Below are 23831 nucleotides of genomic sequence, written 5' to 3'. Positions count from 1 at the left end.
AGCGCACTGTGGCAGGCGGCGGGCTCGGGGCCGGTTCAGCCAGCCTTGACGTTCTTCAAGTGGAATGTGAGGATCTCGCCTTCTTTAGTTCCGGCGTTCAGGAACCAGTAATGCAGTTTGACTTTTTCTCGGGTGTAGATCGACTTTGACAGTGCAACACGGTGGCCGTCCCGATCGCGCAAATAGAAAGGCACGCTTTCAATGCTTTGCAAGTCGCCATCCCAGGTGCCCAGGGTTTCAATTTTCCACTGGCCCTTGTCATCAACAAGATCGTCGAAGGCGCCATGAGCTCCTATGACCCTGCCGAGGATGTGGGTTGCGTAAAGGCCCAGCCAACCGTTGCGGTTTTTTTTCATGCTGGCGCCGAAGTATTCCCAGGTTTCCGCTCCGTAGATGTTGTAGTGAATGCGGTCACCGGTATGCCTGATGAAGCGGAAGGTGAAGGTCAGTGGCTTGAAACTGACGGTGTCTCCCCGCTGGTCCTCGGTGCACAACCAGCCATCCTGGTCGAGAGAAAACAGCGGGTGCACATAGATCGGCGTTTCGACGACCCCGACCTGCCCATGTTGACAGTGCAGTTCTGCGGTGAAGTTGCTTTGAATCATGGTGTGTCCAGCTCCAGAAGACGGCGTTGCCAGGAGTGGACACATTAGACAGGCGTAACATGCACGCTCAGCGGGAAATGTTCCGCATGCGGGTCATCAATAATCGTCCTTGTCGAACCGCCGCGCCTCACGCTGCAGCTGGTACACGAAGCTTTCGATCTTGCGCTGCGCCTGGCCGCTGAGGTTGTGGAAGCGCACACCGGCAAAAGTGGTGTTGATGCGCTCTTCATAGTGCAGGTGGCGCAGCTCGACCATGGTGTCCACCAGGCCCAGCGGGTTGCCCGCCTTGAAGCGCTCGTACACCTGGCCCAGTTGCAGGCGATCCTCGACATTGCCTTCAAAGCGCAGTTTGCAGCCGGTGGCGGAGATATCCAGCAGCTTGCCACGCAGAGCGCCGTTGCCTTTGAGATGGGCCCCATCAAAGATGATATCGACCAGCTGCGACAGCTTCAGCGCGGCGCGGAAGGCGTTGCGGCGCTGGTGGTAGGTCATTTCTACCGGCATGGCGCCGCGGTAGCAGCGGTTGCCATCGACTTCGCTGATCTTCAGCTCGTGATTGCAGTCCCAGGCGATACGCACGCCATCGTGGAAGCCCTCGACGCGGAAGTGTTCGCCGTTTTCGATGAACTTCTCACCGTCGCGCGGGATCATCTCGTCCAGCGCCAGGGTGTTGCTTTCACGGTCCACGTGCACCACGTAGCTCTGGAAGCGCTGGCTGCGGTCGTGGAAGGTGATGATCAGGGGGTCGTGGCTCTCCTGCAGCTGCCGCAAGTTGGCCGCAATCTCCAAGGGAGTGCTCAGCACCTTTGGCGGCTGCGGGGCATCGGATTCATTGAACACGGCTTATCGTTCTCCAGGCAAAAGCGAAACACGCAATTAACGGCATTTTGCCAGTATGTTCCGTGCCTTGATAGAAAAATCACACTTGGCTGAGGGCCCGTGGCTTGGTCAGCGGCGAGGTGCTGCCGCGGCTGTCGTAGAGCGAGGGCGAATCGCCACCCATGAGGATGCGGATCTGGTTGTCGGTGACGTGTTGCTGCACCTGGATGATCCGGCCATTGGTCTCGTTGAGCTGCTGGCAGGCTTGCATCAACTGGCTGATCACGTCGAGTTGCTGCAGCAGCAGTTCGCCGTTTGGCGATTGTGCCGCAACGGCCTCCACCCCGGCGCGGTTGGCGCTCAGGCCAAGGCTGGTGAGCAGTTGGTTGCGCCGCAGGCCTTGCTGCTCCAGCAATACGATCAAAGACTGCTTGCGGGCCAGGATGTTTTCCAGTGGCGCCATGTCGCGGCCGTGCAGTGCAACGGCCTCCTTCTGCAGGAGATCGAGCAGTTCCTGCATCGGGGCAATGTCATCTTCGATCAGTTGCAGCAAGGTGGTGTCGTGCATGGCTAACTCTTGGCTTTATCTAGCGTCCGTGAAGTCAGCGCGCCGAACGGTCAGCGCTGGGCTTCGAAATCGAGCAGTTTGCTGGCGACCCGGCCGGCATCGACCTGGTAGCTGCCGTCGGCGATCGCCTGTTTCAACTGGGCCACACGGGCACTGTTGACCACCGGCTCGTCGCGCAGCTTGTCGCTGATCTTCTGCAACTGCTGGGCCTCTTGGCTGAGGTGTACCGCTTCTCCGCTGGCGCTGGTGGTGGTTGCCGCTTCCTGGCTGGCTGCCGGTTTTTCGGCGCTGCCGGACGCGGTGTTGCCGCGCACGCCGCCCGTGACGGACGGAGAGTTATTCAAACGACTGAAGTCGATGACCATGATCAGAAACCTCTGGGTATTTGGACGCTTGCCTTGTTTTCGGCCAACCCGAAAGAAACTTTAGGCACAAATGCACAGCCGCCTGTCAGCAAGCTCGCGAACCCGTTTTCTGACACAGTTTAGGAAAAGCGGTTCCTCACCGCCAGCGCAAATCAATGGGCTGGCTACATACTTACCTCGACCTGGCCGGGGCCGGTCACCCTGGCCTTGATCACCCGTTTGGAATTGAGGTTGCGCACCCGGATCTGTTCGCTCAGGCCGCCCTTGCTCAGGGCCTCGCCGGGCATGCGCACACTCAGGCTGCCACTGCGGGCGATGATCACCACGTGGTCGCCCTTGCGCACCACCTCGGCCTGTTCCAGGTGTTGCGGGGTGAGTACCTGGTCGATCACCGTCGGGCGCAGCATCTTCATGCCCACCGCTTGCTCCAGTTCGGTCAGAAAGCCTTGGCCCAAGGTGCCGACATCGCGTTCGCGCAGGGCCACGTCGCCTTCACCCACCACGTTGTCGCGCTTGAGCGGCCGGGTCACCACCACCACGTTGCGGAACAGCCGCACGGTGGCCGGCACGAACACGGTCCACGGTGTCGTGCCCTCGCAGCGCACCTTTACCGTGACACGGCCCAGCGGCTGGGCCGGGCTTTCCAGCGAGGCGTCCAGCTGCTGGCTGCACAGCGGCATGCGCAGGCGTGGGTCAAGCGGGTTGACCTGGATCTCGTAACGGCCGGCGGTCTGGGTGGTGGCCAGATAATCTTCGACGCTGAATTCAAGAAACCCTTGAGTGACACCGATAAGCTGTTCAGGCATGGTAAACGCGTTCGCCATCGTGCGAACGCCGGGCACCAGCAGGCACAGCATGGCCAGCGAGCCAGTCAGCAGGCGTGTCAATCGTCGGGAAAATGTCGTTTTCGTGTACATGGCGCTCAAAAAAGCAAAGCCCGTGCCGACTCGCTAACTGAGTTGCAACGAAAGGCTGAAACATAAGGAGTCTGGCATGGCAGGTGTTATGGATTCGGTCAACCAGCGCACGCAGCTGGTGGGGCAGAATCGCCTGGAATTGCTGCTGTTCCGCCTCAATGGCGAACAGCTTTACGGCATCAACGTATTCAAGGTCAGGGAAGTGCTGCAATGCCCTGCACTGACCCTGCTGCCCAAGGCGCACCCGGTAGTGCGCGGTGTTGCCAATATTCGCGGGGCAACCATCCCGATCCTCGACCTGTCGATGGCCACCGGGTTGCGGCCGCTGCAGGAAGACACGCGCAGCAGTTTTGTGATCATCACCGAGTACAACACCAAGACCCAAGGTTTCCTGGTGCATTCGGTGGAGCGCATCGTCAACATGAACTGGGAAGAAATCCATCCGCCACCCAAGGGCACTGGCCGCGATCACTACCTGACTGCGGTCACCCGGGTGGATAACCGCATGGTCGAGATCATCGATGTGGAGAAGGTGCTGGCCGAAGTGGCGCCGTCGTCCGAGTCGGTGTCGGCCGGGGTGGTCGATGCCGAGGTGCAGGACAAGGCGGTGCTGCTGCGGGTGCTCACCGTCGACGACTCGTCGGTGGCGCGCAAGCAGGTCAGCCGCTGCCTGCAGACCGTGGGGGTCGAGGTGGTGGCGCTCAATGACGGCCGTCAGGCCCTGGAATACCTGCGCAAGCTGGTGGACGAGGGCAAGAAGCCGGAAGAAGAGTTCCTGATGATGATCTCGGACATTGAAATGCCGGAAATGGACGGCTATACGCTTACGGCCGAGATCCGCAGTGATCCGCGCATGCAAAAGCTGCATATCTGCCTGCATACTTCGCTGTCCGGGGTATTCAACCAGGCAATGGTCAAGAAGGTCGGTGCCGATGACTTCCTGGCCAAGTTCAAGCCGGACGACCTCGCCCAGCGCGTGGTCGACCGGATCAAGGCAACGCATTGAAGCCGCCGGGGGCTGGCCCCCCGGCACCAGTGATTGAAAAGAGGCGGCAGTAGTGTCTACGGGTAATTTGGATTTCGAACAGTTCCGGGTGTTCCTGGAGAAAGCCTGTGGCATCCTGCTGGGCGAGAATAAGCAGTACCTGGTTTCCAGCCGTCTCAACAAGCTGATGGAGCAACAGGGCATCAAGAGCCTGGGCGAGCTGGTGCAGCGCATCCAGGCCCAGCCGCGCGGCGGCTTGCGCGAGCAGGTGGTCGATGCCATGACCACTAACGAGACCCTGTGGTTTCGCGATACCTACCCGTTCGAGGTGTTGAAGAACAAGGTCATCCCCGAGTTCATCCGCAACAACCCCGGCCAGCGCCTGCGCATGTGGTCGGCGGCCTGTTCGTCGGGGCAGGAGCCGTACTCCATCTCGATGGCCATCGACGAGTTCGAGCGCAGCAACCTCGGCCAGTTGAAGATGGGCGCGCAGATCGTTGCCACCGACCTGTCCGGCACCATGCTGACCAACTGCAAGACCGGCGAGTACGACAGCCTGGCGATTGCCCGTGGCTTGTCGCAGGAGCGCCTGCAGCGCTACTTCGACACCAAGGGGCCGGGGCGCTGGGCGGTCAAGCCGGCGATTCGCAGCCGCGTCGAGTTCCGCTCGTTCAACCTGCTCGACAGCTATGCCAGCCTGGGCAAGTTCGATGTGGTGTTCTGCCGTAACGTGCTGATCTACTTCTCGGCGCAGGTGAAGAAGGACATCCTGTTGCGTATCCACAGTACCTTGAAGCCGGGCGGGTATCTGTTCCTCGGGGCTTCCGAAGCGCTGAACGGGTTGCCGGACCATTACCAGATGGTGCAGTGCAGCCCGGGGATCATCTACCAGGCGAAGTAAGCACAAAGGCCGGCAACGCAAGTTGCCGGCCTTTTTGTTTGCCTGTGCCGGCCTCTTCGCGGGTAAACCCGCTCCCACAGGTACGGCGTCGCCTTCGAGAGCTGTGCACAACCCTGTGGGAGCGGGTTTACCCGCGAAGAGGTCCCAACAGACAACAGACACTGACGTCAATTTTTTGTTTTGCCGCTTTTGCCGCCTGGCAATTGCCGCTTTCGTCGCTCAAGGCGGAAGGCCTTTGCCGCTTTTCTGGCATCACTCTGACAGCACCTCGCCCTGCAAGCCCGTATTTCCTGGCTTTCTGTTGGTTGGCACAGCCCTTGCTATACCTTGCCCAACGATATTCCGGTCAACCTCCGAAGGTTTCCCCGACATGAGCATCAGCTTCGACAAGGCGCTTGGTATTCACGAAAAGGCCCTGGGCTTCCGCGCCCAGCGTGCCGAAGTGCTGGCCAACAACATCGCCAACGCCGACACGCCCAACTACAAGGCGCGCGACATGGACTTCGCCTCGGTGCTCGCTGCCGAAAGCGACAAGCAGCAGAGCGGCGGCCGTTTCAGCCTCGATCGTACCAACAGCCGCCATATCGAGGCCGAGGGCCTGGCCATGGCCGACGATACCCTCAAGTACCGCACGCCAACGCAGCCGTCGATCGATCAGAACACCGTGGACGCGCAGATCGAGCAATCGAACTACACCGAAAACGCCGTCGGCTTCCAGGCCAGCTTCACCTTGCTCAACAGTAAATTCAAAGGGCTGGTGTCGGCCCTGCGGGGAGAATGATCATGTCCCTTTCCAGTGTCTTCAACATTGCCGGTAGCGGCATGAGTGCGCAGAACACGCGCCTGAACACCGTTGCTTCCAACATCGCCAACGCCGAGACCGTGTCCTCGAGCATCGACCAGACCTACCGCGCCCGCCACCCGGTGTTCGCCACCACCTTCCAGGACGCGCAGGCCGGCGGCAGCCAGTCGCTGTTCGAAGACCAGGGCGAGGCAGGGCAGGGCGTACAGGTAAAAGGCATCGTCGAGGACCAGAGCAACCTGGAAGCCCGCTACGAGCCCAACCACCCGGCGGCGAACAAGGACGGCTACGTCTACTACCCCAACGTCAACGTGGTCGAGGAGATGGCTGACATGATCTCTGCCAGCCGCGCGTTCCAGACCAACGCCGAGCTGATGAACACGGCCAAGGCCATGATGCAGAAAGTCCTGACCCTCGGTCAGTGATAAGGAAACCAGACCATGGCAATCGATACTACCGGCGTGAACCTCAATGAAGTGCTCACGGCTTCCGGTGTGGGTACACCCACGAAAAAGACCGTCGACACTGCATCCAAGACCGGCAACGACTCGCTCGGCAAGGACGCTTTTCTGCAGTTGCTGGTCACCCAGATGCAGCACCAGAACCCGCTGGACCCGCAGGACAACGGTGAGTTCGTTGCCCAGTTGGCACAGTTCAGCAGCCTGGAAGGCATTACCTCGCTGAACGAATCGGTCAATGCCATTACCGGCTCCATGGCCTCGTCCCAGGCCTTGCAGGCGTCGTCGCTGGTCGGGCGCTCGGTGGTGGTGCAGAACGACAAGGCCGTGGTCGACACCGCCGAAAGCTTCAATGCGCAGTTCGTGGTGCCGCAAGCCATCGGCGAAGCGAAGATCACCATCAAGGACAAGGACGGCAATACCGTCAAGACCATCGAACTGGGCGAACAGAAAGCCGGTTACGCCGATTTCATCTGGGACGGTACCAACAACAGCGGCGAGAAAGTCGACCCTGGCACCTACACCTTCACCGCCAGCACCACGGTAGATGGCAAGTCGGTGCAGATGAACACGCTGCTGCCAGCCAAGGTGACCAGCGTCAGCTTCAGCGCCGCCGGCGAAATGGTGCTCAACCTTGCCGGTGTCGGCAAAGTGTCCCTCTCCGACGTGCAAACCATCGGTATCTAAGGCCCGCTAGTGCGGCAAAAGGAGCGAATTCATGTCTTTCAATATCGGCCTTAGCGGTCTGTACGCAGCAAACAAACAGCTGGATGTCACCGGCAACAACATCGCCAACGTCAACACCAACGGCTTCAAGTCGTCGCGTGCCGAGTTCGCCGATGTCTACGCCGGCTCCAACCGCCTGGGCGTGGGCAAGAACCAGGTGGGTAACGGTGTGCGCCTGGCGGCCGTTTCCCAGCAGTTCACCCAGGGTGACGTCAACACCACCGGCAACGTGCTGGACATGGGCATCCAGGGCCAGGGCTTCTTCGTGCTGTCCGATAACGGCTCGCGTGTGTACACCCGTGCGGGTGCCTTCCAGGCCAGCAAAGACAACTTCGTGGTGACCTCGGACGGCCTGCGCCTGCAGGGCTATGCCGCCGACTCGACTGGCAAGATCCAGAAGGGCGTGCTGACCGATCTGCAGATCGATACGTCTTCGCTGCAGCCAAAGGCAACATCGCTGATCGACCAGGGCATCAACCTGAATTCTTCGGCCGCCGACATCCCGCTGGAAGTCGACGATGGCAGTGGCGCGATGGTGCCGAACCTGCCGTTCGATCCTTCCGACCAGACGACGTACACCAAATCGTTCCCGACCAAGGTCTACGACAGTCAGGGCAACGAGCACACCATGGAGCAGTTCTATCGCAAGACCGGCACCAATGAGTGGACCATGTACACCCTGGTGGACGGGCGCAACCCATTCAACCCGGCCTCCACTGCGCCGCTGACCGGTACCATCAGTTTCAACAGCGATGGTTCGGTCAGCAGCATGACGGCCGATAACACCGGGCATCCGGCGGGTGCTTCGTTCACGGTGAACAACAACACCTTCACCATGACCGGCTGGGTGCCGGCGGTGGAAGATTCCGCAGGTAACTGGGGTTCGAATGGCGCGGCCGGCAACGCCGATGGCATGCGCCTGGCGATGAACAGCACCACCTCCTACAACACCGAGACCGCGCGCATGTCGCAGTCCCAGGATGGTTACGCGACCGGTATTCTGTCGAGCCTGAGCATCGACTCGACGGGCGTGCTGTTCGCCAGCTTCAGCAACCAGCAATCCCGCGCCATTGGTCAGGTGGCCCTGGCCAGCTTCGCCAACGAGCAGGGCCTGCAGCAGATCGGTGGTACCCGCTGGACGGAAACCTATACCTCCGGCATTCCGGGCATCGATGCGCCGAAGACCGGTACCCTGGGCAGCGTCGAGTCCAACGCACTGGAAGGCTCGAACGTGAACCTGACGCAAGAGTTGGTCGAGCTGATCAAGGCGCAGAGCAACTACCAGGCGAACGCCAAGACCATCTCCACCGAAAGCACCATCATGCAGACCATCATTCAGATGACCTGATGGTTGCTGGTTGAGCGTGTTTGGACGAACCCCTTTGTCGTGAAGGGGTTCGTCGTGTTTGCAGGAGGCGTCATGAAACGGCTGGTTGTCACATTGATTGCTGCTTTTTGCCTGTACCAGGCCCAGGCCGGTACCGCGCCCTGGTGGCGTTGGGAAAGCCAGGTGGATGGGCGCCTGGTCTGCTCGCAATGGCCGCCGGGGGATGGCTGGAAGAAATTCGCCGGCCCCTACAGCAATGGTGCTTGTCGCGAGCCTTGATAAGGCCGGTGCCGGCCCTTTCGCGGGTAAACCCGCTCCCACAGGAATTGCACAGGTCTTGAGTTCGGCATTGCCCTTTTGGGGCAACTGTCTTGCCCAATTTCTAAAAGCTGGCGCGATGCCCTTGTGGGAGCGGGTTAACCCGCGAAGAGGCCGGCCCAGGTTTGCCGCCATCGGCAACCCAGCGCCGGATAACCGGCGTTCAACACACCGGCGGCACCTTCGAAAGCCCGTATCCACGGGCTTTTTCACGATTTCGGAAAGTTGGTTCGGAACTTGCTTCAGAGCCATTACAGCAACGGCGAGCGGCAAACGATCGCCAGTGCAGCGGAGGATGACTGTGGACAAGATGCTTTACGTGGCCATGACCGGTGCCAGCCAGAATGCGCTGGCGCAGAAGGCGCACGCCAACAACCTGGCGAACATTTCCACCAACGGTTTTCAGCGAGACCTGGAGCAGGCCCGCTCGATGCCGGTGTTCGGCGACAGCTTTCCGTCGCGCGCCTTTGCCATGACCGAGCGCCCGGCCACCGACTTCAGCGAAGGTCCGATGGTGGAAACCGGTCGTGATCTGGACGTGACGGTGACCGGCAAAGGCTTCATCGCCGTGCAGGCTCCTGATGGCAGTGAAGCCTATGTACGTACCGGCAGCCTGAATATCGACGCCCTCGGTGTGCTGCGTGCCGGCAACGGCATGCCGGTGCTCGGCAACGGTGGCCCCATTGCGATTCCGCCAGAGCAGAAGGTCGAGGTCGGCGCCGACGGCACCATCAGCATCCGCTCCATGGGCGAAGACCCGCGGGTGATGGCCGAGGTCGACCGCATCAAGCTGGTCAACCCTGATACCAAAGGCCTGACCAAGGGCCTGGATGGCCTGATCCATACCCGCGACGGCCAGCCGGCCGACGCCGACGTCAACGTGCGGGTGGTGTCGGGCTTCCTGGAAGGCAGCAATGTCAACGCCGTGGAAGAAATGACCTCGGTGCTGGCGCTGTCCCGTCAATTCGAACTGCACGTGAAGATGATGAACGCGGCCAAGGAAGGCGACGAAGCCATGGCGCGTGTTTTGCAAATCGGCTAACCACATTTGAACGCGTGCCGTAATTCAGGCGCACGAGGAGAACATTAAATGCTTCCGGCTCTTTGGGTCGCTAAAACCGGCCTGTCCGCCCAGGACACCAACCTGACGGTCATCTCCAACAACCTGGCCAACGTCTCGACCACCGGCTTCAAGCGTGATCGCGCCGAGTTCCAGGACTTGCTGTACCAGATCAAACGCCAGCCAGGCGCGCAGTCCACCCAGGACAGCGAGCTGCCTTCCGGCCTGCAGGTCGGTACCGGTGTGCGCATTGTCGGCACGCAGAAGAACTTCCAGACCGGCAGCCTGCAAACCACGGAAAACCCGCTGGACATGGCGGTCAACGGGCGTGGCTTCTTCCAGGTGCTGCAGCCGGATGGCACCGTCTCGTACACCCGTGACGGTACCTTCCACCTGAACTCCGACGGCCAGATCGTCACCGCCAACGGCTTCGCCCTGGAGCCTGCCATCGTCGTGCCTAACGACGCGCAGACCTTCACCGTCGGCCAGGACGGCACCGTGTCGATCACCACCGCCGGCAACCCGGCAGCGCAGGTGATCGGCAACATCCAGACCGCCGACTTCATCAACCCGGCCGGCCTGCAGGCGATCGGCGACAACCTGTTCCTCGAGACCGCCGCCAGTGGCGCGCCGCAAGTCGGCACCCCAGGCCTGAACGGTTTCGGCACCACCCTGCAGCAGACCCTGGAAAACTCCAACGTCAGCACCGTGGAAGAACTGGTGAACATGATCACCACCCAGCGTGCCTACGAGATGAACTCCAAGGTCATCTCTACCGCCGACCAGATGCTGTCGTTCGTTACTCAACAGCTCTAAGGCCGACAGCTCCAAGCCCAGTCACCCTGCTGCACCCGTGAGGTAAGCGTCATGAATCGTCTGTTGTCCGTTTTCGCCCTGGGGGGGGCGGTGTTGCTGGCAGGTTGCGTCGCGCCGACGCCCAAGCCCAACGACCCGTACTACGCGCCGGTACTGCCGCGCACCCCGTTGCCGGCAGCGGCCAACAACGGTTCGATCTACCAGGCCGGTTTCGAGCAGAACCTGTACAGCGACCGCAAGGCGTTCCGGGTGGGTGACATCATCACCATCACCCTCAACGAGCGCACCTCGGCCAGCAAGAACGCCGGCTCGCAGATCCAGAAGAACAGCAACGCCAACATCGGCCTGACGTCATTGTTCGGCACCACGCCGAACACCAACAACCCGTTCGGCGGCGGTGACCTGTCGCTGGAGGCCGGCTACAGCGGCGAGCGCGCCACCAAGGGTGACAGCAAGGCAACCCAGGGCAACACCCTGACCGGTTCCATCACCGTGACCGTGGCCGAAGTGCTGCCCAACGGCATTATCGCCGTACGTGGCGAGAAGTGGCTGACCCTGAACACCGGCGAAGAGCTGGTGCGCATCGCCGGCATGATCCGTGCCGACGACATCGCCACCGACAACACCGTGCCGTCCACCCGTGTGGCCGACGCGCGCATCACCTATTCCGGTACCGGCTCGTTTGCCGATGCCAGCCAGCCCGGGTGGCTGGACCGCTTCTTCATCAGCCCGCTTTGGCCTTTCTGAGTACGGATGACCATGTTCAACGTGAGGCAGCTGATTGCCGCAACCCTGCTCCTGTCCTGTGCCTTCGGCGCCCAGGCCGAGCGCCTGAAGGATATCGCCAGCATTTCTGGCGTGCGCTCCAACCAGCTGATCGGTTACGGCCTGGTGGTGGGGCTCAATGGCACGGGTGACCAGACCACCCAGACGCCATTCACCCTGCAGACCTTCAACAACATGCTGTCGCAGTTCGGCATCAAGGTGCCGGCCGGCTCCGGCAACGTGCAGCTGAAAAACGTTGCAGCAGTGTCGGTGCATGCCGACCTGCCGGCGTTCGCCAAGCCAGGCCAGGTGGTGGACATTACCGTGTCCTCGATCGGTAACTCCAAGAGCCTGCGTGGCGGCAGCCTGCTGATGACCCCGCTCAAGGGTATCGATGGCAATGTCTATGCAGTGGCCCAGGGCAACCTGGTGGTAGGCGGTTTCGATGCCGAGGGCCGTGACGGTTCGAAGATCACCGTCAACGTTCCGTCGGCCGGTCGTATCCCTGGTGGTGCTACCGTCGAGCGTGCAGTGCCGAGCGGCTTCAACCAGGGCAACAGCCTGACCCTGAACCTCAACCGCCCCGACTTCACCACCGCCAAGCGCATCGTCGACAAGGTCAACGACCTGCTCGGCCCGGGCGTGGCCCAGGCCGTGGACGGCGGTTCGGTACGGGTCACCGCGCCGATGGACCCGAGCCAGCGCGTGGACTACCTGTCGATCCTCGAGAACCTCGAGATCGACCCGGGCCAGGCGGTTGCCAAGGTCATCATCAACTCGCGTACCGGCACCATCGTCATCGGCCAGAACGTCAAGGTGTCGCCGGCCGCGGTGACCCACGGCAGCCTGACCGTGACCATTACCGAAGACCCGATCGTCAGCCAGCCGGGGCCGTTCTCCAATGGCGAGACCGCCGTGGTGCCACGCTCGCGGGTAAATGCCGAGCAGGAAGCCAAGCCGATGTTCAAGTTCGGCCCGGGCACCACGCTGGATGAAATCGTCCGCGCGGTGAACCAGGTGGGCGCAGCGCCCAGCGACCTGATGGCCATCCTCGAAGCCCTGAAACAGGCCGGCGCCTTGCAAGCCGACCTGATCGTGATCTGAGGACGGCGCGGATGAACAGCAAGAGCCTGGTTACTGGCAGCGCCGACAGCGGTGCCTACACCGACCTCAATCGCCTGAGCTCGCTCAAGCATGGCGACCGCGACAGCGACGCCAACGTACGCAAGGTAGCCCAGGAGTTCGAATCGCTGTTCATCAGCGAAATGCTCAAGGCCTCGCGCAAGGCCAGTGACGTGCTGGCCGCCGACAACCCGATGAACACCGAAACGGTGAAACAGTACCGCGACATGTACGACCAGCAGCTGGCCGTGAGCATGTCCCGCGAGGGCGGTGGTATCGGCCTGCAGGATGTGCTGGTTCGCCAGCTGTCGAAGCACAAGAGCGCGCCGGCCAACACCAGCCCGTTTCCGCGTACCGAGGGCCATGCCCCGACGCTGTGGGGCAACAAGGTGGCCGAGCCAGTGCATGCCGCGCAGTCGACCACCGCCCGCAACGACGTCGCCGCGCTCAATTCGCGCCGCCTGGCGCTGCCAAGCAAGCTCACCGACCGCCTGGTGGCCGGTATCGTGCCGTCGGCGACCAGCACCAATACCGCAGCCGTGCCAGCCCGTGACGGCCAGCAAGTGGCCAAGGCCTTCGCCGTGCCGGACAACGGTCTGCGCATCCTCGGGCGCGCCGTGGCCCAGCCACCGTTGGCACCGAAAAAAGCCTTTGCCGACAGCGACGAGTTCGTCGCCACCATGTTGCCGATGGCCGAGCAGGCGGCGAAGCGCATTGGTATCGACCCACGCTACCTGGTGGCGCAGGCCGCCCTGGAAACCGGTTGGGGCAAGTCGGTCATGCGCAACACCGATGGCAGCAGCAGCCACAACCTGTTCGGCATCAAGGCGACCGGTAACTGGGAAGGCGGCGAGGCGCGGGCGATCACCAGCGAGTTCCGTGACGGCCAGTTCGTCAAGGAGACGGCGGCGTTCCGCTCCTACGATTCCTACCAGGACAGCTTCCACGACCTGGTCAGCCTGTTACAGAACAATTCGCGCTATCAAGATGCGGTGAAGGCCGCCGATAAACCGGAACAGTTCGTGCAAGAGTTGCAAAAGGCCGGGTACGCCACCGACCCGAATTACGCCAGCAAGATCTCGCAGATCGCAAGACAGATGAAGTCGTACGAGCACTACGCAATGCTCGATACCGCAACGAAACTTTAAGGGCATGGAACCATGGCGAGTCTGATCAACATTGGTATGTCGGGGCTTGGCGCCGCGCAATCGGGGATGTACACCCTCGGCAACAACATCGCCAACGCTGATGTCGAAAGCTACTCGCGCCAGCAGAACGTGCAGAAGACCAAGGGCGGGCAGCAAGTCGGCCAGGTGTTCATCGGCAGCGGTACCACCCTGGCCGACGTGCGCCGGGTGTACAACGCGTTCCTCGAGAACCAGCTGCGCAGCACTACCTCGCTGAGCAGCGATGCCAGCTCGTACCTGAACCAGATCACGCCGCTGGATACCGCCCTGTCGAGCAGCGACACCGGTATCACTGCTGCGCTGAAAAGCTTCTTCAGCGCCATGCAGGATGCTGCGGCCAAGCCGACCGAAGACGCCTCGCGGCAACTGCTGCTGACCAGCGCGCAGTCCCTGGCCAAGCGCTTCAACACCTTGTCGGCGCAGCTCAACCAGCAGAACAGCGACATCAACGCCAACATGGCGTCGATGGCTGATCAGGTGAACACCCTGACCAAGACCATCGCTGAGCTCAACGACCAGATTTCCCGCGTCAGCTCCATCTCCGGCCAGCCCAATGACCTGCTCGACCAGCGCGATGGTGCAGTGCGTGAGCTGAGCAAGCTGATCGGCACCGATGTGGTGGAGCGTGAAGGCAACTACGACATCTACCTGAAGAACGGCCAGGCCCTGGTGCTGGGCAAGACCACCCAGACCCTGGGGGTGGAGCCGAGCGCTACCGACCCGACCCGCATGAGCCTGATCCTCAATCGCGGCTCGACCAAGATGGATATCACCAGCAGCGCCAGCGGTGGCGAGCTGGGCGGCTTGATCCGTTACCGCAAGGAAACCCTCGACCCCGCGCTCAACGAGCTCGGCCGCGTGGCCCTGGTGGTGGCGGATGCGATCAACAGCCAGCTGGCCCAAGGCATCGACAAGAACGGTGAGTTCGGTGCCACCCTGTTCGGTGACATCAATAGCGCCGCGGCCATCAGCCAGCGCAGTATCGCCAAGACCGGCAACAGCGCCGGCTCTGGCAACCTCGATGTGACCATCAAGGACTCCGGCAAGCTGAGCACCAGCGACTACCAGGTGACCTTCACCAGCGCCACTGGCTACAGCGTGCGCAAGCTGCCTGAAGGCACCGACATGGGCAGTTTCGACCTCAGCGACACGCCGCCGCCGGTGATCGACGGGTTCACCCTGTCGCTCAATGGCGGTGGCCTGAGTGCTGGCGACAGCTTCAAGATCACCCCCACCCGCAATGCGGCTGCAGGTATCGACACTGTTCTGACCGACCCAAAGCGCCTGGCCTTGGCTTCGCCGCTGACCGCCACCAGTGGTTCGGGCAACAAGGGCACCGGGGTGATCACCCAGCCGACGCTGACCTCGGAAATGGACATCTACGATGCCGCCCAGCGTTCGCAACTGCAGACGGGCCTGAAGTATTCGACCCCGGTCAAGCTGGTGTTCGGCGACGACACCAGCTCGCCACAGGCCTACAAGATGTACGACGCCAAGGGTACCGAAATCGGCAGTGGCACCATCGTGCCGGGCCAGGAAAACAAGCTGCAACTGTCGGTGCCGATGGTCGATGGCAGCGGTAATCCACTGGGTGGCAACTTCACCTTCGAGATGAGCGTTTCCGGCGCGCCGAAAAATGGCGACAGCTATACCGTGGCGCTGGCCGGCGCAGGCTCGGCGGACAACCGCAACGCCCAGTCGGTGATCGACCTGCAGACCAAGTCCACGGTCGAGGTGGGTGCCGACGGCAAGGGCATCAGCTTGACCGATGCCTATGCCAAGCTGGTCTCCAACGTTGGCGGCAAGGCCGGGCAGGCACAGATGGACAGTGATGCCACCACGGCGTTGCATACCTCTGCACTGGACAGCCGCAATGGCCTGTCGGGCGTGTCGATCGATGAAGAGACCGGCAACCTGATCAAGTTCCAGCAGTACTACACCGCGTCGTCGCAGATCATCAAGGCGGCCCAGGAAACCTTCGCCACCCTGATCAACAGTCTTTAAGGAGCCGTAGATCGTGAGCGTACGCATCTCTACTTCGCAGTTCTACAACACCAACAGCGCCAACTATCAGAGCAACTTTGCCAAGACGGTGAAGACTCAGCAGGAGGCCAGTGATGGCATTCGCGTGCGCTCTGGCAAGGACGACCCGGTGGGGGCGGCTCGCCTGCTGCAGCTGGAGCAGCAGCAGAACATGCTCAAGCAGTACAGCGGCAACATCGTCAATGTGCGCAACGCCCTGGGCACTGCCGAGAGTACCCTGAACTCCATCGGTGCCATCCTGCAGCGGGTCAACGAGCTGGCGGTGAGCTCCGGCAACGGCTCGATGACCGATGCCGATCGCAAGGCCAATGCCGATGAACTGGCGTCGCTGGAAGACCAGCTGTTCTCGTTGATGAACAGCAAGGACGAGAACGGCAAGTACATTTTCTCCGGTTCCAAGGGCGATACCCCGCCTTACGCGCGCAATGCCGATGGCACCTACAGCTACCAGGGCGACCAGGGCAAGCTCAACCTGCAGGTGGGTGACATGCTCAGCCTGGCCGCCAACGAGACCGGCTACGATGCCTTCGAGCAGGCGCTGAACACCAGCCGCAGCCAGACCAGCCTGACCGCGCCGGCCACCGATGATGGCCGTGTCAGCCTGTCCAACGGCCAAGTCTCCGGCAACAGCCTGTACAACGATCGCTTCCGCAGCGGCGAGCCGTACAGCATCGAATTCCTCAGCAGCACCGAATACAAGATCACCGATGCCGCTGGCAACGACGTCACCCTCGAGGCCAGCCAGGGCGGCAAGTTCGACCCCAATGGCGACAACACCAGCATCAGCTTCCGCGGTGTCGATCTGCGCCTGGACATCACCTTCAAGGATGGGGACAAGGGCAACGAAGATGCAGCGATCGCAGGGCATACCTTCAGCCTCAGTTCCAAGGCTGACGAGGTGTCCGGCACCCGCAGCCCGGGCAACACCTCGTCCGAGCAGGTGACTGGTGCGACCATTACCGACCCGGCGGCCTACAAGGCAGCCTTCCCGGCCGGTGGTGCGGTGCTGAAATTCACCGGCGCCAGCACCTTCGAACTGTACGCTGCGCCGATCACCGCTGACAGCCGTCCGGTGGCATCAGGTGCACTGGGCGGGCCGGGCGGCACCACCGCCACCGCGGCAGGGGTCAGCTTCGAGCTGTCTGGCGCACCGAATGCAGGGGACTCGTTTGCGGTCAAGGTCGATACCCACCAGACCCAGAACGTCCTCGACACCATCGGCAAGCTGCGTACCGCCCTGACCAGCCCGGTGGACAACGATCCGGTGGCCCGGCAGAACTTTCTTGCCGCGCTGGATTCCGCCATTGGTAACATCGCCAGTGCCACCAATCAGGTGTCGTCGTCGGTCAGTGCGATTGGTGGCCGTGGCCAGGCGCTGGATGTGCAGGCCGAAACCAACGAGGCGCTGAGCACCGAGAACACCAAGACCCAGAGCTCGATCCGCGAAAGCGATCCGGCTGAAGTGATGCTGCGCCTGCAGATGCAGACCAACATGCTGCAGGCCTCGCTGCAGGCCTATGCCAAGGTCGCCAGCTTGTCGTTGGTCAACTACATCTGATTTCACCCCTCTCGCGTCACCCGGCGTGTGCCAGCCCGTTCGGTGCTGGCCACGCCATCTCTTCAAGGTCTTCGCCGTGAATCAACAGACCCTCGTCAGCATCGCCATCCCCGCCTTCAACCCCGAGTTTTTCCGCGCCACCTTGCTCAGCGCGCTCAACCAGGATTACCCGGCGCTGGACGTGCTGGTGTGCGACGACAGCCGGGGAGCGGAGATCCAGCGCATCGTCGACGAGGTGACGAGCGAGACCGGCAAGCCGGTGCGCTACGTGCGCAACCCGCAAACCCTGGGATTTGCTGGCAACCTGTTGGCGTGCCTGGAGCATGCCCAGGGGCCGTTGATCAAGTTTTTGTGTGACGACGACCGCCTGTTCCCCGACTGTGTCAGCCTACAGGCAGAGGTCATGCAGCAGCATGCCGATGTCAGCATGACCATCTGCCAGCGCATGCTGTGCGCCGCCGATGACGCCTTGTTGCCGCCGCGCATGCTCAATGCGGTGATGTGCCCGGAAGATGCGGTGGTCAAGGGCAGTGACCTGCTCGAGGCCCTGGAAACCAATGCGCCCAACCTGTTCGGCGGGCTGAGCCATGCCTTGCTGCGCCGTGATTGGGTGGCCGAGTTTCTGCCGGCGCTGGTGCAGGAGGGCGGCTTTGTCGCGCGCCTGGACATGGCGCTGTACATCTGCCTGATGCGCCGCGGCAACCTTGGCCACCTGTCACGCTTTCTTAGCATGGAACGCCTGCACCCCGGGCGCCTGAGCCACCAGGCGAGCATGACCATGGCGTTCCCCGTGGAAACCGACTGGATCAAGGCGATGCTGGCCGCGCGCAGCAGCGAGCCCGCGCCGGCCAGTGGCTGGGTGCGGTATCTGCCGCTTGAGCGTTACCAAGGCGGGCAGGATGCGCAGTGGGACGAGTACGAACTCAACCGGCTATACGGCGCCCAGCAGGCGCGCCAGGCGCAGCAGGTCGGCACTGACTGCCTGTCGTTCGACGAGGTGTATGCCCAGTGGCTGGAGTGCCGGGATCTGTCGGCGGCGCAGCTCAAGGCGTTGCCCAAGCGCTTCGAAGGCTGGGGCCGGCAACCGCGCATCATCCCGGTGATCTGGGCCGAGGTGGGAGAGGAGTTGGCCTTGCGTGCCACCCTCGACAGCCTCGCCGCGCAGTCCTATGGCGCTGCCAGCACCTGGCTGCTCGCACCTGCGGTGCTGGAGCTGGCTGACGCTGTCGGGGTCGAGCGCATGCTCGTGCAGGGCAATGGCCTGGCCCAGGTGCAGGCGCGTCTGGCGCGTGCCAATGATGTCGACTGGGTCTTGCTGCTGCGCGCTGGCGACCGCCTGGTGCCCCATGCGCTGGCGATCATGGGCGAGCGGATGGCCCTGCGCGAACGGGCCTGTATCTATGTCGACGAAGGCAGCCATGACACCCTGCGCCCGACCACGCCGATCTTCAAGCCAGACTTCAACCTCGACCTGATGCGCAGCCTGCCCTATGTCGGGCGCGTACTGGCATTCAATTGTGCGGCACTGCGCGAGGTCGGCGGTTTCGACCCGGACTTCGACACGCTCGCGCCTCACGACGCGCTCTGGCGCCTGGCCGAAAGCCGGGGCCTGCAGGCCATCGAACACATCGATGAACTGCTGGTGCACTGCCAATGGGACTTCGGCCAGTGGCTGCATGACCCACGCTGTGTACAACAGGCGCCGCGGGTGGTGCGGGCCCATCTGCAGCGCCTGGGGGTCGATGCCGAGGTGCTCGGTGCCGAAGGCCTGTCACTGTGCCGGGTGCTGTACCAGCACCCGCTGCAAGCCATGGTTTCGATCCTGGTCACGCTCGGTGACGACCTGGGCGCGGCCATGCGTTGCGTTGAGTCGCTGTTCGAACACACCCGCTATGGCCATTTCGAGGTACTGCTGATCGCCTCGCCAGATACCTCGAGCGACCTGCGCCAATGGCTGCAGGCCATGCAGGGCCTGGGCAGCGATCAGCTGCGCGTGGTCGAGGTTGCCGGCGGCAGCCAGGTGGCACAGCTGAACCAGGCCAGCGAGTCGGCTCGGGGCGACTACCTGTTGCTGCTCGAAAGCGCCTGCGTGGCCTTCGACAAGCCCTGGCTGGAGCAGTTGATGGCCCAGGCCCAGCGCCCCGAGGTCGGCGTGGTCGCGCCCAAGCTGTGTACCCAAAGCGGCGAGATCTTTGCCGCCGGGCTGGTGCTGGGGCTGCATGGCGGCGTCAACAGCCCGTTCGTCGGCATGCCGGCGGACAGCGGCGGCTACATGCTGCGGCTCAATGCAGTGCAGAACTGGAGTGCGCTGAGCCTGGATTGCCTGCTGGTGCGCCGCGAGCTGTTCGCCACGCTGGGCGGTTTCGATGTGCAGGGGCTTCAAGGCGGCCTGCAGGACGCCGACCTGTGCCTGCGCATCCGCGAACAAGGCTACCTGGCGGTGTGGACACCGCATGCGGTACTGGTCCGCTTCGCGTCGCCCCGCGATGTGCCGGCCGACAGCCAGCGCAAGCTGCTGGACAAGGACATCTTCCATGAACGCTGGTTGGCCAAGGTGGCCCGCGACCCGGCCTACAACCGCAACCTGAGCCTGAAAATGGCCAGTTTCAACCTCGATGCCGGCCAGCGTCGTGGTTGGGACCCGTTCATCAGCCGGGTACTGCCGTCAGTGCTGGCGCTGCCGATCAATACCTCGGCGGTCGGGCACTACCGGGTGGCGCAGCCGTTTACCGAGCTGGAGCGCGCTGGCTGGATCCAGGGGCGGCTCGATTTCAGCACCCCCGAGATGATCGAGATCGAGCGGGAGCAGCCCGATGTGATGATCTTGCAGTGCCGCTATACGATCAACTCGATCGAGGAAATGACGCGCTTCAAGCGCCTGTCGAACGCCCGGCGCATCTACGAAATCGACGATTACATCATCGATGTGCCGAAAAAGAACGCCCATGCGCGGAACATGCCGGCCAACATGCGCGAGCTGGTCACCCAGGGTATCGCCCTGTGTGATCGGGTGGTGGTGTCGACCCAGCCGCTGGCCGACGCCTTGTCGGGCATGCACCAGGATATTCGCGTGGTCCCCAACATGCTCGCCGCAACGCTGTGGGCCGGGCTGGCCAGCGAGCGTCAGACGAGCGCGCGGCCGCGCGTGGGCTGGGCGGGGGGCACCAGCCACCGTGGCGATCTGGAACTGTTGTTGGACGTGATCAAGGCCCTGGCCGACGAGGTCGACTGGGTATTCTTCGGCATGTGCCCGGATGTCCTGCGTCCTTATGTGAAGGAGTTCCACAAAGGCGTGCCCTTGGCGTTGTACCCGCAGAAGCTGGCCAGCCTCAACCTCGACCTGGCACTGGCACCGCTCGAGCAGAACCTGTTCAACGACTGCAAGAGCAACTTGCGCCTGCTTGAGTATGGTGCCTGCGGCTTCCCGGTGATCTGCACCGACACCAAGGCCTATGACGGCTACCTGCCTTGCACGCGGGTGCGCAACAACACCTCCGAACAGTGGCTGGATGCGATCCGCATGCACCTGGCCGACCCCCAGGCCAGCTACCGCCAAGGGGATGCGCTGCGTGAGGCGGTGCTGCGTGACTATGTGCTGATGCCGCAGCATTTGCAGCAATGGTCGAATGCCTGGTTGGCGGACTGATTCATTTTTTGCGTTCGTTGCGAGCGGGCGCCCAACTCTCCCTTCAGAAAGGTGCTTTATGGTCGAAATCGCAAACGGATCGCGCAGTGACGTCACGGTACTGCTGCTTGGCCACGACCAAGCCGCTCATCGTGAACGGGCACTGCATTATTATCGTCAGGCTGGCATTGCCTGCGTGGCACTGGATGCGCTTGAAGGGCACAGCCCTGCGGCGTTGTGCAGTGCGCGCCTGGAGCAGGCGCTGCAGCAGGTGGCGACACCGCTGGTCAATCTGACCCTGGATGCAGACTTCGTGCAGGCTCCGGCGCTGGACAGCGCCGCCGCCAGCCTGAGCGCCAACCCTCTGGCGCTGGCAGCCCAAGGCTACGCTTTGGGGTATGTCCCGGGCAACAGCCAGGTAGCCTATTACAAGATTGGCCATCCGTTCCAGCCGCTGGAGGGGGAGAGCGTGCTGGCGCGCATGCGCGTGCATGCCCTGTCCAACCAGCCGGCCTGGCGTGCCGTGGTCAGGGTCGAGGGGGTGCGTGCGGCGCTTGCCAGCCTGCCCGAGGACCTGGATTTCGCCGGCTGGCGCGTGGCGCTGTCGTTGGCGTTGCTGGCTGAAGGGCAATTCATCCAGCTGGACCAGACCGACGTGATCTGTGAGCTGGCGCCCCGCAGTGTGTCGGCCGTGGCCCGGGAAGCACAGTTGGCGCACACCGTGCGCCTGTTGCGCGCATGGGATGGGCAACGCGCGCGTGTGTTCGCCGACGAATCCGCCTTCGTTGTGCTCAATCGCCTGGTGCGTGGCAGCTATGACGCAGGTGAGCCGCCGCTGCTGTTCACCTCACGCTGGACCAGTGTGATCGCCGATCCGGAGCGGCTGTTCGAGCCCCGTCAGTATGTGGAGATGCCGTACTACCAGAACAGCCTGTTCCGGCGCCTGACCGAGCTTGAATTCCTCTGCCATGCCTGGCCGACCGGGCGTGAGCACCGTCATGCGCTGGAGGGTACCTGGGTTCGTCAGCGGGAACTGCTCGAAGTGCACCCCAACGACACCACCGAGACGCTGCAGCAACGATACTGGCAGGCGCTGGCGCTGGGCTTGTTTACCCGGGACGTCTGCCAACGCTTGCTGGCGACCCTCAAAGGCGAGGAGCATGTGGAAAAGGTGCGAGAGTTGAGCGCCTGGCTGGAGCACCTCGACGGCGTTCCCGGCCAGGATGTGCCAGGATGGCTCGCGACCACCGGCTCTGGTCAGCTTTTGCAGGCGCTGGCGGCGGCGACACCGACGGCGGCGGTGCGTCAGCGCGTGCTTGCGCAACTGGCCAGGCGGCCAGGCCCACAGATTGCCTTCATGGTGCTGGACCTGCAGGATGATGACCTTGCCTTGCAGGCGACTTTCGACAGTCTGCTGGCCACCGGTCTGCGCAATTTCAAGCTGGTGGTGCTAAAGGCCGGCAAACCGCCAGCCATCACCACGGCGCGGGATACCTTGCATTTCGTTCAGGTCGAGGCAGGTAACTGGGTGTCACACCTGAACCAGGCTGCGCGCCAGGTGCAGAGCGAATGGCTGATGCTGTTGCAGGCGGGCGATGTGCTCGCCAGTGGTGGCTTGCTGCGCTTGCAGCTGGAGCTGAGTGAGTCGCCGGCCTGCGATGCGATCTGTGCCGATGAAGTACAGCGTGATGCCGACGGGCGCCTGCTGGGCGTCATGCGTCCCGGAAGCGATCTGGATGTGCTGCGCAGTCAGCCTGGCCTGATGTCTCGTCACTGGTTGCTGCGCCGACAGGTCGTGCTTGATCTGGGGGGCTTCGACAGCCGCCTTGGCCATGCACTCGAATACGATTTGCTGCTGCGCCTGGTGGAGGAGCGCGGTGTCGGCGGTATGGCGCACATGGATGAGTATCTGGTAATCGGCAGTCAGGCATCGGTATCGATGCCTGCCGAGGCGTTGGAAATTCTCGACCGCCACCTGAAGCGGCTGGGCTATCGGGGGCAGGCGAGCGAACAGGGTGCAGCCGGGTTGGCCATCGATTTTCGACACGGCTCGACGCCGTTGGTCAGCGTGTTGATGGCCTATGAGGGCAATCGATCCGCGCTTGAGCGCAGCCTGACCAGCCTGTTCCAGCGCACTCGCTATCCCCGCTACGAAGTCGTGCTTGCCTGTGCTCAGGATCAACACGATTTGCTGTCCGAAGCGCTTCAGCCGTTCGCTGGTCGCGTACGTCTGGTGATTGCCGAGGCAGCGGAGAATCCGTTCAACCAGGCAGCCATCCAGGCGCGTGGTGAATACCTGGTGTTGCTGAGTGAGCGCTGCCAGGTTATCACCCCGGCCTGGATCGAGGCGCTGCTCAACCAGGCGCTACGGCCCGAGGTCGGAGTTGTCGGCGCGCGCCTGGTCGACAGTGATGGTGGTCTCGCCCATGCCGGTTACGATTTGCTTGCTGGACCGCGTGTGTACACGCCCTGGGCGGGTGTAGCGGGCAGCCATGGTTGCTGGTCTGGCGTTGTTCGTGGCTGCCCTGCGGTATCGGGGGATTGCCTGATGGTGCGCGCAAGCGTGTTCGAGCAATGTGGTGGGCTGCAGGCGCTGCTGGCGGCTGATGTCGACCTGTGCCTCACTGTGGCAGCTGCTGGCAGCCTCGTGGTGCTCGCACCGCAGGCGCAGCTGGCGATCGAAGTCCCTGCTGCTCCGGTTCCTGAGGCTGCTCAGCAACTGCTGGCGAAATGGCCTGGTGCCTTCACCCGCGAAGTTGCCATTGACGGCCAGTGGGTACGCGCCGAAGCCGCTTGGCTCGTCCCGTTCAAGTAGCTGGCGCGGGAATTGCAAAAGCCGGGCAGATGCCCGGTTTTTTTTCGCC

21 protein-coding genes are annotated in these 23831 nt (G+C 62.6%); 16 read left to right on the top strand and 5 right to left on the bottom strand.

Annotated features, from left to right (window positions below; all coding sequences use genetic code 11):
- Positions 1 to 35: 35 nt before the first annotated feature.
- From J5M58_RS00170 to flgA, 5 genes are all read right to left on the bottom strand, one after another.
- The gene (locus J5M58_RS00170; RefSeq protein WP_207876865.1) at positions 36 to 605 is read right to left on the bottom strand and encodes a hypothetical protein; all 570 of its coding nucleotides are present in this window, start codon (positions 603 to 605) and stop codon (positions 36 to 38) included.
- A gap of 96 nt (positions 606 to 701) precedes the next feature.
- Positions 702 to 1445 carry a flagellar brake protein gene (locus tag J5M58_RS00165; protein WP_112253119.1) on the bottom strand — a complete coding sequence of 248 codons (744 nt, stop codon included), beginning with the start codon at positions 1443 to 1445 and terminating at the stop codon, positions 702 to 704.
- Between the two features lie 79 nt (positions 1446 to 1524).
- Positions 1525 to 1992, bottom strand: a complete 468-nt coding sequence (locus J5M58_RS00160) for a flagella synthesis protein FlgN (protein ID WP_112253118.1) — start codon at positions 1990 to 1992, stop codon at positions 1525 to 1527.
- Positions 1993 to 2042: 50 nt separating this feature from the next.
- A complete protein-coding gene (flgM, locus tag J5M58_RS00155; protein WP_112253117.1) occupies positions 2043 to 2357 on the bottom strand; it encodes a flagellar biosynthesis anti-sigma factor FlgM in 315 nt (104 codons plus the stop codon).
- Positions 2358 to 2521: 164 nt separating this feature from the next.
- Positions 2522 to 3274, bottom strand: coding sequence for a flagellar basal body P-ring formation chaperone FlgA (flgA, locus tag J5M58_RS00150; RefSeq protein WP_112253116.1), 753 nt, complete (start codon positions 3272 to 3274; stop codon positions 2522 to 2524).
- Positions 3275 to 3350: 76 nt separating this feature from the next.
- On the opposite strand from flgA, the gene J5M58_RS00145 reads away from it, so the two are divergent.
- From J5M58_RS00145 to J5M58_RS00070, 16 genes are all read left to right on the top strand, one after another.
- Complete coding sequence (locus tag J5M58_RS00145; RefSeq protein ID WP_112253115.1) at positions 3351 to 4280, top strand: chemotaxis protein CheV; 930 nt, start codon at positions 3351 to 3353, stop codon at positions 4278 to 4280.
- 52 nt (positions 4281 to 4332) lie between these two features.
- Positions 4333 to 5160 carry a protein-glutamate O-methyltransferase CheR gene (gene cheR / locus J5M58_RS00140; protein ID WP_015271244.1) on the top strand — a complete coding sequence of 276 codons (828 nt, stop codon included), beginning with the start codon at positions 4333 to 4335 and terminating at the stop codon, positions 5158 to 5160.
- 370 nt (positions 5161 to 5530) lie between these two features.
- Positions 5531 to 5941, top strand: a complete 411-nt coding sequence (flgB, locus tag J5M58_RS00135) for a flagellar basal body rod protein FlgB (protein WP_015271243.1) — start codon at positions 5531 to 5533, stop codon at positions 5939 to 5941.
- A 2-nt stretch (positions 5942 to 5943) separates the two neighbouring features.
- Positions 5944 to 6387, top strand: coding sequence for a flagellar basal body rod protein FlgC (flgC, locus tag J5M58_RS00130; protein ID WP_003257260.1), 444 nt, complete (start codon positions 5944 to 5946; stop codon positions 6385 to 6387).
- A 15-nt stretch (positions 6388 to 6402) separates the two neighbouring features.
- Positions 6403 to 7107 carry a flagellar hook assembly protein FlgD gene (flgD, locus tag J5M58_RS00125; protein WP_112253113.1) on the top strand — a complete coding sequence of 235 codons (705 nt, stop codon included), beginning with the start codon at positions 6403 to 6405 and terminating at the stop codon, positions 7105 to 7107.
- A gap of 31 nt (positions 7108 to 7138) precedes the next feature.
- Positions 7139 to 8494 carry a flagellar hook protein FlgE gene (gene flgE / locus J5M58_RS00120; RefSeq protein ID WP_112253112.1) on the top strand — a complete coding sequence of 452 codons (1356 nt, stop codon included), beginning with the start codon at positions 7139 to 7141 and terminating at the stop codon, positions 8492 to 8494.
- A 72-nt stretch (positions 8495 to 8566) separates the two neighbouring features.
- Positions 8567 to 8752 (top strand): hypothetical protein, encoded by a 186-nt coding sequence (locus J5M58_RS00115; RefSeq protein WP_112253111.1) that lies wholly within the window; start codon positions 8567 to 8569, stop codon positions 8750 to 8752.
- Between the two features lie 340 nt (positions 8753 to 9092).
- Positions 9093 to 9833 carry a flagellar basal-body rod protein FlgF gene (flgF, locus tag J5M58_RS00110; RefSeq protein ID WP_112253255.1) on the top strand — a complete coding sequence of 247 codons (741 nt, stop codon included), beginning with the start codon at positions 9093 to 9095 and terminating at the stop codon, positions 9831 to 9833.
- Positions 9834 to 9881: 48 nt separating this feature from the next.
- Positions 9882 to 10667: a flagellar basal-body rod protein FlgG gene (gene flgG / locus J5M58_RS00105; RefSeq protein ID WP_015271239.1), complete on the top strand. Its 786-nt coding sequence runs from the start codon at positions 9882 to 9884 to the stop codon at positions 10665 to 10667.
- 51 nt (positions 10668 to 10718) lie between these two features.
- Positions 10719 to 11414 carry a flagellar basal body L-ring protein FlgH gene (gene flgH / locus J5M58_RS00100; RefSeq protein ID WP_085589051.1) on the top strand — a complete coding sequence of 232 codons (696 nt, stop codon included), beginning with the start codon at positions 10719 to 10721 and terminating at the stop codon, positions 11412 to 11414.
- A 6-nt stretch (positions 11415 to 11420) separates the two neighbouring features.
- Positions 11421 to 12536, top strand: coding sequence for a flagellar basal body P-ring protein FlgI (locus J5M58_RS00095; RefSeq protein WP_181457366.1), 1116 nt, complete (start codon positions 11421 to 11423; stop codon positions 12534 to 12536).
- A gap of 11 nt (positions 12537 to 12547) precedes the next feature.
- Positions 12548 to 13702 (top strand): flagellar assembly peptidoglycan hydrolase FlgJ, encoded by a 1155-nt coding sequence (gene flgJ, locus J5M58_RS00090; RefSeq protein ID WP_112253109.1) that lies wholly within the window; start codon positions 12548 to 12550, stop codon positions 13700 to 13702.
- A 12-nt stretch (positions 13703 to 13714) separates the two neighbouring features.
- Positions 13715 to 15745 (top strand): flagellar hook-associated protein FlgK, encoded by a 2031-nt coding sequence (gene flgK / locus J5M58_RS00085; protein WP_207876863.1) that lies wholly within the window; start codon positions 13715 to 13717, stop codon positions 15743 to 15745.
- Positions 15746 to 15758: 13 nt separating this feature from the next.
- Positions 15759 to 17342, top strand: coding sequence for a flagellar hook-associated protein 3 (locus J5M58_RS00080; RefSeq protein ID WP_207876861.1), 1584 nt, complete (start codon positions 15759 to 15761; stop codon positions 17340 to 17342).
- A 76-nt stretch (positions 17343 to 17418) separates the two neighbouring features.
- A complete protein-coding gene (locus tag J5M58_RS00075) occupies positions 17419 to 20988 on the top strand; it encodes a glycosyltransferase (protein WP_207876859.1) in 3570 nt (1189 codons plus the stop codon).
- Between the two features lie 58 nt (positions 20989 to 21046).
- A complete protein-coding gene (locus J5M58_RS00070) occupies positions 21047 to 23782 on the top strand; it encodes a glycosyltransferase (RefSeq protein ID WP_207876857.1) in 2736 nt (911 codons plus the stop codon).
- Positions 23783 to 23831: the final 49 nt, after the last annotated feature.

The sequence above is a fragment of the Pseudomonas sp. 32_A genome, from assembly GCF_017490905.1.
Taxonomy (GTDB): domain Bacteria; phylum Pseudomonadota; class Gammaproteobacteria; order Pseudomonadales; family Pseudomonadaceae; genus Aquipseudomonas; species Aquipseudomonas inefficax.
Note: the sequence above shows the minus strand (reverse complement) of the source record. Positions and strands in the feature narration are given on the sequence as shown.